This window comes from Sphingosinicella sp., from assembly GCF_013911755.1.
Lineage (GTDB): Bacteria > Pseudomonadota > Alphaproteobacteria > Sphingomonadales > Sphingomonadaceae > Sphingosinicella.
The window spans coordinates 1-11,866 of record NZ_JACESP010000018.1 but is presented as its reverse complement, the minus strand read 5'-3'; the positions used below and the strand labels follow the sequence as shown (position 1 = coordinate 11,866).

The window sequence follows — 11,866 nt, the reverse complement described above, 5'->3', positions numbered from 1 at the left end:
TGTCCGGTGACTTCATGCCGCTTTCGTCGCGGGCCGCCTATAACGGGAAACACTCATGACACGAGTGACACGAAAGCCGTGAATATCCGGCACTTTCCCTGCGGTCTGTTTTCTGATTGAATGCGTATGGCAGGGGCAGTAGATTAATTGTACGATCGGTCGATCTATACGCAGCGCCCGTGAAGAGCGCGCTCGACCGAGGTGATCAGGGGAGGCGGAGGTGCCCAGCGCGAATTTCGGCGAAGACCCCTCGGCGGGTATCTTCGAGAAGATCCTGTCGTGTGAAACGGCTGACGCGGTCAGCGAAACGCTGCTCGAACCGCTGGTCGATGCGCTTGGCGCGACGAGCGGCGTTTTCATGCAGATCTTTTCCTCGCCCTATGGCGATCGGCATTTCGGCGCGCGCAGCTATGTCGGCAGCAAGCCCACGTCGGTGGATGTCTATGTCGATGGGCTTTATGCGCTCGACCCGGTGATCCGTCCGGTGATGGACTGGCTGGACGACGAGCGCGGCCCGGCCCCGAGCCTGCTGACGGGCTCGTTCGAACGCGATCTGGAGGAAGACCCGCAATACCGCGATACGTTCCTGCGCCCCTACGACATCGGCCACGTCGTTGCGGTCGCCATGCCGATGCGAACGGGGCTGGAAACGCAGCTCGCCTGCGTCGGCTTTCATCGCCGCCACGGTGACATCGCCTTCCTGCCCGAACAGCTTTCGTGGTTCCAGCGTCTCGTGCCGGCAATCCGTTCGGTGCTTTATGCGCTCGCTTGCAAGGAAGCGTTGGCGCTTTCCGAAACGATCGCCATCGCCGCGCGCGAGGCCGGGACCGAAATGGGCTTCCTGATCCTCGACGAGGATCTCGTGGTGCGCAACGGCAACGCGAAGGGCATGGAAGATCTAGGCCTGACCGTTGCTGCGCCGGGCGGGTCGTCGGTGCTCGGCGAGATCAAGGCGCGGTTGCTGGCTGCGAATCGTGCACCGGGCGTTTCGTTCAGCTTCAAGGCGAGCGGCCTGCGGACATTCGATATCGAGGTGCGCAACTTCGAGACTGCCGACGGGCGCAACTTCCACCTCGTCGTCACCAGCGGCGGCGGCCCTCGCCATGCGATCAGCGACGCGTGCCGCCGGTTCGGTCTCACCGAGCGCGAGACGGAGATCGCGCGGCAGATCGCTTCGGGCAAATGCAATGCCTCGCTCAGCCATGAGCTCGGCATCTCGCTGCGCACCGGCGAAAACCACCTTCGCTCGATCTACCGCAAGGTGGGCGTCAGCAGCCGGACGCAGCTCGTCTCGCGCTTGCTGCACATCCAGTAGCTGGAGTAGCGTTTCGGCGATGGCCGAACTCCCGCTCCTCGATCCCGAGATCGGCGCCGCGCTCGTCGAGGCGGCGGGCACGCCCGTGTTCGGCGCGCTGATGCTGGACGCCGCGCAGCGCGTGGCAGGGGTGGACGAGATCTTCGCCTATCACGTCCGCGACGGCGAACGCCCGGTCGCGCTCTCCTCGATCAGCGAGCGCGGCGACCACGACCGGCGTGCGCGCCACTATGCCGAGCGCTTCTACCATCACGATCCCGTCGTCCGCGCCCGCCAGCGCACCGCTGCTGGACGCGGCTTCGTCGCCTGCGTGCGCGCCGGGGAAATCGGCCTGCGCGATTACCGCGCGATCTGCTTCGAACAGCCGCGCTTCGCCGACAAGCTCTGTTTCGGCTGGCGCGGCGCGGGACGCGCGATCGTGCTGAGTTTCTATCGGCGCGACGACGGCGGTGACGGGTCCACAGCGCTTGCCGCGCTCGCAAACGTCGGCCTGACTGCGCTGGCCCGGCAGAGCATTGCGACGCCCGATCCGGAAGCGCGCCTCGTCGAACGCCTCGAAGCCCGCATCGCGCGTGCCTTTCCGGTGCTCACCCTGCGCGAACGGCAGGTCGCCGCGCGCACCGTCGCGGGCTGGACCGCCGAACGCACGGCAGGCGCGCTCGACATCCGCCCGAGCAGCGTCCTCACCTACCGCCAGCGTGCCTATCAGCGGCTGGGGTTCTCAGGCGCGGCGGATTTTCTTCCGGCAATCCTCGACTAGGGTTTGTTGCGATTTCCGGTCAGGCCGGAGCGAAAATGGTGGCTTTCGAGAACCGGCGCGCAGCGGACTTTGTGTCCGTGAGCACCGGAAGCGCAGAAAGCCGCCGTTTGCAGCCCGGCATCACCGGAAAGCGCGACAAACCTAAACGGCGTTCATCGTGAGCAGGTCGTAGGTCGCGCAGAGCTCGTCGTCCTGGTTGGTGACGCGCACCGCCCAGCGCACCTCGCCCATTTCGGGCGAGCGCTGCGACTTCGACTTCACGGTGAGCGAGACCTTCATCGAATCGCCCGGCTTCATCGGCTTCACGAAGCGCAGGTGCTCGAGGCCATAGTTCGCCAGCACCGGCCCCGGAGGCGCATCGACGAAGAGCCCCGCCGCGAACGACAGGATCAGATAGCCGTGCGCCACGCGCCCGCCGAAGATCGGGCTGGCCTTCGCGGCCTCTTCGTCCATGTGTGCGTAGAAGTTGTCGCCGGTGAAGTCCGCGAAATGCTCGATATCCTCGAGCGTGATCGTGCGCGAACCCGTCTTCAGCGTGTAGCCCGGCTCCAGCTCGCCGAGGCGCAGGCGGAACGGGTGCACCGTGCCCTCGTTCATCGGCGCGCCGGGCAGATACTCGCCGAGCGCCTTTGAAAGCAGCCCCGGATCGCCCTGCAGCGCGGTGCGCTGCATATAGTGCTTCACGCCGCGAATGCCGCCCATCTCCTCGCCGCCGCCCGCGCGGCCGGGGCCACCGTGGACGAGCACCGGAAGCGGCGAGCCGTGACCCGTGGAGGTCTTCGCGGACTCGCGATTGAGGAACGCCATGCGGCCATGGAACGCGCCCGATTCGAGCACGAGCTCGCGCGCGGTCGCGCCATCATGCGTGAACACGGAAATCGCGAGCGAGCCCTTGCCGTGGTTGGCGAGCGCCGCCGCATCGGCGAGATCGGCATAGGGCATCAGCGTCGAAACCGGGCCAAACGCCTCAACCTCGTGAATGGCCTCCGCCTTCCACGGATCGTCGGTGCGCATCAGCACGGGCGCGAAGAACGCGCCCTTCCCGTCGTCCGCCCCGTTCGGGTCGCCGTAGACCACCGGCGCGACCGCCGAAAGCTCTGCGATCTTCGCGCGAACATCGGCAAGCTGGCCGCGGCTGACGAGCGCGCCCATCGTGACGCCTTCCCTGCGCGGATCACCGACGACCGTCTTCGCGAGGCGCGCGGAGAGCGCTTCCTGCACCGCATCTATGAGGTTCGCAGGGACGAGCGCGCGGCGGATCGCGGTGCACTTCTGCCCCGCCTTCACCGTCATCTCGCGCGCAACTTCCTTCACGAACAGGTCGAACTCGGGCGTGCCCGGCACCGCATCGGGCGCGAGGATCGAGGCGTTGAGCGAATCGCGCTCCGCCGTGAAGCGCACGGCTTCGCGCGCGATCACGGGGATCTGCTGCAGCTTCGCCGCGGTCGCCGCCGATCCGGTGAACGCCACCGAATCCTGGCCTGTCAGGTGATCGAACAGGTCGCCCGGCATCCCGGCGATGAACTGCAGCGCGCCTTCGGGCAGCACGCCGCTTTCGATCATGATGCGGAACGCGGCTTCGGCCACATAGGCGGTCGCCGACGCTGGCTTCACGATCGCCGGCACCCCCGCGAGCAGCGTCGGCCCCAGCTTTTCGAGCATCCCCCACACGGGGAAGTTGAACGCGTTGATGTGGAGCGCGAGGCCCTGCATCGATGTATAGACGTGCTGGCCGATGAAGGTGCCGTCGCGCGCCAGCACCTCTGTGTCGCCGTCGAGCAGGATGCGGTCGTTGGGCAACTCGCGGCGCCCCTTGGAGGCGTAGGAGAAGAGCGTGCCCGCGCCGCCTTCGATGTCGATCCAGCTGTCCGTGCGCGTCGCGCCCGTGTCCCACGACATGTCGTAGAGCTCTTCCTTGCGCTCCATGATCGCCTGGCCGAGCGCCTTCAGCATCAGCGCGCGCTCGTGGAAGGTCATGGCGCGCAGCGCCTTGCCGCCCTTCTTCCGCGCGAAATTCGCCATGCCGCCGAAATCGAGGCCGTCGCTGCCGGTTTCGGCGACGACATCGCCGGTGAGCGCGGAATGGATGGGCGCAAGCCCGCCCGCACTCCTTACCCAGCGGCCCTCGGCGTAGTTTTCAAGAATCTTGGTCATGCGGGAATGGCTCCGAAAATCGGCGGGGGAGGAATCGGCTCAGGCGCCGGTAAACTTGGGTTTGCGCTTTTCCATGAAGGCGGCGACACCTTCCTTGTAGTCGGCGGAGAAGCCGAGGCGGCGCATCAGGTCGCGCTCGTTCTCAAGCTCCTCATCGAGCGTGTTCGCCCACGCGCCGCGAATGGCGGCACGTGTCGCGGCGAGGCCCTGCGTCGGCCCGGCGGCAAGGCGGACGGCGAGCGCGCGGGCTTCCCCGGCAAGCGCCTCGTCGTCGATGCATTTCCAGATGAGGCCCCATTCCTCGGCGCGTTCCGCGGAAAGCGGCTCGCCGGTGATGGCAAGGCCGAGCGCGCGCGCCTGACCGATGAGGCGCGGCAGCACCCACGTGCCGCCGCTGTCGGGGATGAGGCCGATGGCGGCAAACGATTGAATGAATTTGGCGCTTTTCGCCGCAAGAACGATATCGCAGGCGAGCGCGATATTGGCGCCCGCACCCGCCGCGACACCGTTCACGGCGCAGATGACGGGTATGGCAATCGTGTTCAGGCGGCGGATCAGCGGATTGTAGAAGCGCTCGACCGAATCGCCGAGATCGACGGCACTGCCCCCCGGCGCGACGGCGCGGTCGGAAAGGTCCTGCCCCGCGCAGAAGCCGCGTCCCGCGCCCGTCAGCAGCAGCGCCCGCGCGCCTTCCTTCTCGGTGCGGTCGAGCGCCTCGGCGACCTCACCGTGCATCTGCACGGTGAAGCTGTTGAGCCTGTCCGGCCGGTTCAGCGTCAGCGTGGCGACGCCCTCGCTGATGTCGAACATGATCGTTTCGAAAGACACGAGAAGACTCCCCATCCGCAATCGTTAATGATAGAATGAACGGTCGAACTATTATTGGCAAGCGCGAAATCGTCGGCTATCTGCGTCACCATGCCTGAATCAGACACGCCGAAACCGGCCCACTCCGTGCCATCCGCCGCCAATGATACGGCGCTCCGCATCGCGCTTGCAATGGCGTCGAAGGAAGGCACGACGCCTGCGCTGGGGCTGGAGATCGAAGCGGCCGGCGAAGGCTATGCGCGCGTCGCCATGCGGCTGTCGCCCGCCACGCTGAACGGCTTCGGCATGGCGCATGGCGGTATGGTCTTCCTGCTTGCCGACACGGCCTTCGCCTACGCGTGCAATTCGCGCAACGTGCAGACGGTTGCGCAGCACGCCAGCATCAGCTTCATCGATGCCGGGCGCGCGGGCGAGCGAATCGTCGCCGAGGCGCAGGAGCGTGCCGTGAAGGGCCGCACAGGGGTTTATGCCGTCAGCGTCTTCGGCGAAGACGGCCGCATCATCGCTGAATTCCAGGGGCTGAGCCGCACCATCGGCGGCCCCGTGATCGAAGAGGAACGGGAATGACCGACGCTTTCATCTGCGACGCCGCGCGCACGGCCATCGGACGCTACGGCGGATCGCTCGCCGAGGTTCGGCCGGACGATCTCGCCGAGGTGCCGCTGCGGGCGCTCGCCGCGCGCAACCCCGGCATCGATTGGGGCGCGCTCGATGACGTCATCATGGGCTGCGCCAACCAGGCGGGCGAAGACAACCGCAACGTCGCGCGCATGGCCGCGCTGCTCGCCGGGCTCGGCGAGACGGCGCCGGGCACGACGCTGAATCGCCTGTGCGGCTCCGGCCTCGACGCGGTGGCGATGGCAGCGCGCGCGATTCGCAGCGGAGACGCCGATTTCATCGTGGCAGGCGGCGTTGAAAGCATGACACGCGCACCGTTCGTGATGCCGAAGGCGGACAGCGCGTTTTCGCGCAGCAATGCCGTTTACGACACCACGATCGGCTGGCGCTTCGTGAACCCGGCGATGAAAGCGGGCTTCGGTGTCGATTCGATGCCGGAGACGGCGGAGAATGTCGCTGACGACTTCGGCATCTCGCGCGAGGACCAGGACCGGTTCGCGGTCGAAAGTCAGCGCCGCGCTTCCGCCGCGCAGGCCAGCGGACGCTTCGCGCAGGAAATCGTGCCGGTCACGATCGCGCGCAAGAAGGGCGGCCCGGTGGTCGTGGACCGCGACGAGCATCCGCGTGAAACGACGATGGAGACGCTGGCGAAACTGCGCCCGATCGTCCGCCCGGACGGCACCGTCACCGCGGGCAATGCGAGCGGCGTCAACGACGGCGCCGCGGCACTGCTGATCGCGAGCGAGGCCGCCGCGGCCAAGCACGGCCTTAAGCCTATCGCGCGCATCGTCGGCGGTGCCGTCGCGGGTGTGCCGCCCCGCATCATGGGCATCGGCCCCGCTCCCGCCACGAAGAAGCTGCTCGCGCGCACCGGCGTTTCGATCGGCGACATCGACGTCGTCGAACTGAACGAAGCCTTCGCCGCGCAGGGCCTTGCCGTGCTCCGCCAGCTCGGGCTTCCCGACAGCGCCGAGCATGTGAACCCGAACGGCGGCGCCATCGCACTCGGCCACCCGCTCGGCATGTCGGGCGCGCGGCTCGCGATGACCGCGGCGATCGAACTCAGGAATCGCGGCGGGCGTTATGGTCTTGCAACGATGTGCATCGGCGTGGGGCAAGGCATTGCCCTGCTGATCGAGCGCGTTTGACGGATCACAAATAATAATTGATCGATCGGTCGATTTATTATAGGACTCGCAGGGAGGAAGGAGCGCCCCCGTGTATACCACTGAACTTCAGAAGGTTGATCCGCAGCAGGCCCCGACGCGGGAGCCGCAGGAACTCATTGATGCGTTCGAGGCGCGGGTCGCCGACGATGCCTTCATCGAACCCAAGGACTGGATGCCGGAGGCGTACCGCCGCACGCTGATCCGCCAGATTTCGCAGCACGCGCACAGCGAGATCGTGGGAATGCTCCCCGAGGGCAACTGGATCACGCGCGCGCCGTCGCTGAAGCGCAAGGCGATCCTGCTCGCGAAGGTGCAGGACGAGGGCGGCCACGGCCTCTACCTCTATTCCGCCGCCGAGACGCTGGGCGCTTCGCGCGAGGAGATGATCGACGCGCTGCACAGCGGCAAGGCAAAATACTCGACGATCTTCAACTACCCCACCCTGACCTGGGCCGACATCGGCGCCATCGGCTGGCTGGTGGACGGCGCCGCGATCATGAACCAGGTGCCGCTGCAGCGCACCTCTTATGGCCCCTACGCCCGCGCAATGGTCCGCGTCTGCAAGGAAGAGAGCTTCCATCAGCGCCAGGGGTATGACGCCCTCCTCGTGATGGCGAATGGCACCGACGAGCAGAAGGCGATGGTGCAGGACGCGATCGACCGCTGGTGGTGGCCCGCGATCATGATGTTCGGCCCTTCCGACGACAATTCGCCGAACTCGGCGCAGTCGATCCGCTGGCGCATCAAGCGCGAGACGAACGACGAGCTGCGCCAGAAGTTCATCGACGCCACCGTGCCGCAGGTGTTGCTGCTCGGGATGAAGGTGCCGGACGCCGATCTCAAGTGGAACGAGGAGCGCGGCCACTACGATTACGGCGCGATCGACTGGGAGGAATTCTACGCCGTCGTGCGGGGCGAGGGCCCGACCGCGAAGGAACGCATGGAAGCCCGCCGCAAGGCATGGGACGACGGTGCCTGGGTGCGCGAAGCCGCGGATGCCCATGAAGCCCGGCGCCGCATCAAGGCTGCAGCCTGAAGGAAAGACGAAACATGAAGACCGATTGGCCTCTCTGGGAAGTGTTTGTGCGCGCACGCGGCGGGCTTTCGCACCGCCACGCCGGGTCGGTGCACGCGCCCGACGCGACGATCGCGCTCCGCCACGCGCGGGATACCTACACGCGCCGCATGGAAGGCGTCAGCCTGTGGGTGGTGCGCTCGTCGGACATCGCGGCGTCTGACCCCGAACAGGCCGGGCCGATGTTCGAACCGGCGGAGACGAAGATTTATCGTCATCCGACGTTTTACGAACTCCCCGACGCCGTGAAGCACATGTGATGGAAAACGCGCTTTTCACATACGCGCTGCGTCTCGGCGACGACAGCCTCGTGCTCGGGCAGCGGCTTTCCGAATGGTGCGGCCACGCGCCGACCATCGAGGTCGACCTCTCGCTCGCCAACGTCGCGCTCGATCTCGTCGGGCAGGCGCAGCTGTTCCTCGGTTACGCCGGCGAGGTCGAGGGCAAGGGCCGCGATGCGGATCGCCTCGCCTTCCACCGCGACGTGCTGGCATGGACCAACTGCCTGATGGTCGAGCAGCCGAACGGCGACTTCGGACGCACCATCGCGCGGCAGTTCCTGTTCTCGACGTGGCAGAAGGCACTGTTCGACAAGCTCGCGCTTTCGAAAGACGCACGCCTCGCCGAAATCGCCGCCAAGGCCGTGAAGGAGGTCGCCTATCACGCCGATCTCGCGGCGGAGTGGGTGATCCGTCTCGGCGACGGCACCGAAGAGAGCCGGACGCGCATGATCGACGGGCTCGACTGGCACTGGCGCTTCGTCGATGAGCTGTTCCAGACCGATGCCGTCACCGACGCGCTCGTCGCGGAAGGTGTCGCAGTCGACCCGGCGTCGCTGCGTCCAGTGTTCGAAGCCCGCGTCGCGGCGGTGCTCGCCGAGGCGGGCCTGCCTGAAATGAAGCTGCCGCGTCCCATCGTCGGCGGCCGCAAGGGCCATCATTCGGAACATCTCGGGCACATGCTCGCGGTGATGCAGCATATCCCGCGCACCTACCCGGAAGCCGTCTGGTGAACGACGCACGCGCCATCATGGCCGTGCTTGCCTCCGTGCCCGATCCCGAGATTCCGGCGGTCTCGCTCGTCGATCTCGGCATCGTGCGCGATGTGCTCACCGATGCCGAGCCGGCGCGTGTGCTGATCACGCCGACATACACGGGCTGCCCGGCGACCGCTTACATCCAGCTCGCCGTGCGCGAGGCGCTGGACGCGGCAGGGATGCAGGATGTCGCCATCGAAACCCGGCTTTCGCCGCCGTGGACGACGGCGTGGATTACCGAAGACGGCCGCGAGAAACTGCGCGCCTACGGGATCGATCCACCGCCTGCGAGCACCGCGCTCAACAGCCACCCGGCCACCTGCCCCCGCTGCGGATCGAAACAGACGCACGAGGTCAGTCGGTTCGGCTCCACCCCCTGCAAGGCGCTCTGGCAGTGCGACAGCTGCCGGGAACCCTTCGACCGTTTCAAATGCCATTGAGGCCCTGAATGTCCACACATTTCCACACGCTGAAAATCGCCGAAGTCCGCCGCGAAACGCCGAGCGCCGTCTCGATCCTGTTCGACGTGCCCGAGGCCGAGCGTGACGCGTTCGCATTCCGCGCCGGCCAGCACATCACGCTGCGCGCGGACATCAATGGCGAGGATCTGCGCCGCAACTATTCGCTCTGCGTCGCCCCGCACGAGGGGCAGCTTCGCGTCGCGATCAAGGCGATTTCCGACGGGCGTTTTTCGCGCTGGGCGAACACCGCGCTCGCCGCTGGCGACACGATCGAGGTGATGCCGCCGCATGGTAGCTTCTCGTGGGATTTCGACGCGAACGCGCAGAAGCATTACGTTGGCTTCGCGGGCGGATCGGGCATCACGCCGGTGCTGTCGCTGCTGAAGACCACGCTTCTTGAAGAGCCGAAGAGCCGCTTCACCTTGTTCTACGGCAACCGCGCCAGCAACGAAATCATGTTCCTCGAGGAAATCGCCGCGCTCAAGGACCGCTTCCTCGACCGTCTCGAGGCCTACCACTTCCTTGAAGACGAAGACGACGAGGACATCGCGCTTTTCAACGGACGCCTCGATTCGGCAAAGCTCACCGAACTCCTCGGCGGCCTCATCGATGCCGATGACGTCGATGCCGCCTTCATCTGCGGCCCCGGGCCGATGATGGACGCCGTGGAAACCGCGCTCACCGCCGCGGGCGTTCCCGCCGACCGCATCAAGGTGGAACGCTTCACGATCGACCGCCCGACCGCCGAGCAGGCCGCCGTCGAGCGCGAGCTTGAGCGCGAAGCCGAAGGCCGCAAGGTCGAGGTGACGCTGGAAGGCCGCCGCCGCCGCATCACCTTCGACAGCGCGCAGGGCAGCATCCTGGAAAACGCCCGCGCCGCCGGCCTGCCGACGCCCTACGCCTGCAAGGCGGGCGTCTGCGCGACCTGCCGCGCAAAGCTGATCGACGGCAAGGTGCATATGAAGGCAAACTACGGCCTCTCACCCGAAGAGGTCGCGCAGGGCTACATCCTCACCTGCCAGGCCGTGCCGCTGACCGACAACGTGGCGGTCGACTACGACGCGTGATTGGCGGCAACGACTCCCCTCGCGGCATCGCTGCCGGGCACGGCCTAAAATCGAATCGTTGCCGTAATACTTGATTAACCATAACTTCTTCTTCGAACAGGGGAGATTGTTATGCGTGTACTGTCGTGCGCGGCCATTGTTGTATGCGTTGCCTCGCCTGCATTTGCCGGAGTTCTTACGCCGGCCAAGCAGGGCGTCGCCGTCAGCTATTATGACGGCTACGAGTTAGGCGAAATCACGGAGACGGGAGACAAGTGCCTGCTCGGGCCCAAAGATCCAAGCGCGTGGGAAGCATCTCATGAACTCGCCTTCGGTGACCTAAGCGGGGAATCAGTCGTTCCCGAAAAGCGTGCGATTTACGAGTTCGGGCATGGCCTGCACAAAAAAATCCGCAGAGCGACGCTCAAATTCAAAGTAGAGAGTTTTGACGGCGGCACTTCGTCAATCTGTGTCAATGCCTTCTCAGGTGACGGGGTAATTTCGCCGGACGATTACCTGCCTGCCGGCATTGATACGTTCGCAATCCTCGATGATTGGGCCTATGGCGACGACGGCATATCCTTGACGGCCAAGCTCGACATCACCGATCTTCTGAACGACCTGATTCTTGCGGGCCTGCCCTTCCTGGGGCTGCAATTCGCGGCTGGTGACAATTTCGATTCCGAATATGGGCTGGAACACATCTCCATCGCGTTCTCCGTGCCGGAACCCGCGACGCTCGCACTTTTCGGCTTTGGCCTGTCGGGTGTATTGCTGCGACGGCGAAGGAAGCGCTGAACGACGAAAAACGACCGGGGGCCTGCCGCCTCAGGCAGCCGCTTCGTCGAGGCAGTTCAAATAGCGCGAGCGCAGCGCTTTCTTGTCGATCTTCCCCGTCGCTGTCAGCGGCACGGTGTCAAAGACGATACGATCCGGCATCCACCATTTCGCGATGGCGGGCGCGAGGTGCGCGCGTATTGCCTCTTCGGTCACCTCAGCATCGTCGTAGAGATCGAGGACGAGGACGGGGCGCTCTTCCCATTTGGGGTGATGCACGCCGATGACCGCCGCGACCTTCACGCCCGGAAAGCCGACGGCGATATTCTCGATGTCGATCGAGCTGATCCACTCGCCGCCCGACTTGATCACGTCCTTCGCGCGGTCGGTGATGCGCATGAAGCCGTAGTCGTCGATCGTCGCGATGTCGCCTGTGTCGAACCAGCCGTCTTCGTCGAGCGCGTCGGCATCCGCGCGGTAGTAGCGGGCGATCGTCCACGGGCCGCGCACCTTGAGCGCGCCCGAGGTCTCGCCGTCGTGCGGGAGGACGCGGTTCTCCTCGTCGGTGATGCGCAGCTCGACGCCGAACTGCATCCGGCCCTGCCGGGTCCAGATGATGTCGTCGAC

12 protein-coding genes and 1 pseudogene are annotated in these 11,866 nt (G+C 65.9%); 10 read left to right on the top strand and 3 right to left on the bottom strand.

What is annotated here, in order from left to right:
* Nucleotides 1-220 precede the first annotated feature (220 nt).
* Entirely contained in the window at nucleotides 221-1,315 is a 1,095-nt protein-coding gene (locus H2052_RS12705; protein ID WP_293782231.1) for a helix-turn-helix transcriptional regulator, read from the top strand.
* 19 nt (nucleotides 1,316-1,334) lie between these two features.
* Entirely contained in the window at nucleotides 1,335-2,075 is a 741-nt protein-coding gene (locus tag H2052_RS12700) for a LuxR C-terminal-related transcriptional regulator (protein WP_293782229.1), read from the top strand.
* A gap of 141 nt (nucleotides 2,076-2,216) precedes the next feature.
* Here the strand turns inward: H2052_RS12700 and paaZ are convergent, their stop codons facing one another.
* Nucleotides 2,217-4,229: a phenylacetic acid degradation bifunctional protein PaaZ gene (gene paaZ / locus H2052_RS12695; RefSeq protein WP_293782227.1), complete on the bottom strand. Its 2,013-nt coding sequence runs from the start codon at nucleotides 4,227-4,229 to the stop codon at nucleotides 2,217-2,219.
* Between the two features lie 39 nt (nucleotides 4,230-4,268).
* Nucleotides 4,269-5,057, bottom strand: a complete 789-nt coding sequence (gene paaG, locus H2052_RS12690) for a 2-(1,2-epoxy-1,2-dihydrophenyl)acetyl-CoA isomerase PaaG (protein ID WP_293782225.1) — start codon at nucleotides 5,055-5,057, stop codon at nucleotides 4,269-4,271.
* 90 nt (nucleotides 5,058-5,147) lie between these two features.
* Between paaG and paaI the strand changes: the two genes are divergently transcribed.
* The 8 genes from paaI to H2052_RS12650 all read left to right on the top strand — a co-directional run bounded on the left by paaI (nucleotide 5,148) and on the right by H2052_RS12650 (nucleotide 11,260).
* Nucleotides 5,148-5,624, top strand: a complete 477-nt coding sequence (gene paaI, locus H2052_RS12685; RefSeq protein WP_293782223.1) for a hydroxyphenylacetyl-CoA thioesterase PaaI — start codon at nucleotides 5,148-5,150, stop codon at nucleotides 5,622-5,624.
* Complete coding sequence (gene pcaF, locus H2052_RS12680) at nucleotides 5,621-6,823, top strand: 3-oxoadipyl-CoA thiolase (RefSeq protein WP_293782221.1); 1,203 nt, start codon at nucleotides 5,621-5,623, stop codon at nucleotides 6,821-6,823. The genes paaI and pcaF overlap by 4 nt, the downstream gene beginning before the upstream one ends.
* A gap of 70 nt (nucleotides 6,824-6,893) precedes the next feature.
* Nucleotides 6,894-7,880: a 1,2-phenylacetyl-CoA epoxidase subunit PaaA gene (paaA, locus tag H2052_RS12675; protein ID WP_293782219.1), complete on the top strand. Its 987-nt coding sequence runs from the start codon at nucleotides 6,894-6,896 to the stop codon at nucleotides 7,878-7,880.
* A gap of 14 nt (nucleotides 7,881-7,894) precedes the next feature.
* Nucleotides 7,895-8,179 (top strand): 1,2-phenylacetyl-CoA epoxidase subunit PaaB, encoded by a 285-nt coding sequence (paaB, locus tag H2052_RS12670; RefSeq protein WP_121053320.1) that lies wholly within the window; start codon nucleotides 7,895-7,897, stop codon nucleotides 8,177-8,179.
* Entirely contained in the window at nucleotides 8,179-8,931 is a 753-nt protein-coding gene (gene paaC, locus H2052_RS12665; RefSeq protein ID WP_293782214.1) for a 1,2-phenylacetyl-CoA epoxidase subunit PaaC, read from the top strand. Before paaB ends, paaC begins: the two co-directional genes overlap by 1 nt.
* A complete protein-coding gene (gene paaD / locus H2052_RS12660; protein ID WP_293782212.1) occupies nucleotides 8,928-9,395 on the top strand; it encodes a 1,2-phenylacetyl-CoA epoxidase subunit PaaD in 468 nt (155 codons plus the stop codon). Before paaC ends, paaD begins: the two co-directional genes overlap by 4 nt.
* Before the next feature lie 8 nt (nucleotides 9,396-9,403).
* On the top strand, nucleotides 9,404-10,483 hold the full coding sequence (paaE, locus tag H2052_RS12655; protein WP_293782210.1) for a 1,2-phenylacetyl-CoA epoxidase subunit PaaE: 1,080 nt from the start codon (nucleotides 9,404-9,406) through the stop codon (nucleotides 10,481-10,483).
* Nucleotides 10,484-10,594: 111 nt separating this feature from the next.
* Complete coding sequence (locus tag H2052_RS12650; protein ID WP_293782208.1) at nucleotides 10,595-11,260, top strand: PEP-CTERM sorting domain-containing protein; 666 nt, start codon at nucleotides 10,595-10,597, stop codon at nucleotides 11,258-11,260.
* A gap of 30 nt (nucleotides 11,261-11,290) precedes the next feature.
* Here the strand turns inward: H2052_RS12650 and H2052_RS12645 are convergent.
* Nucleotides 11,291-11,866: pseudogene (locus tag H2052_RS12645) on the bottom strand (AMP-binding protein); the annotation flags it as partial.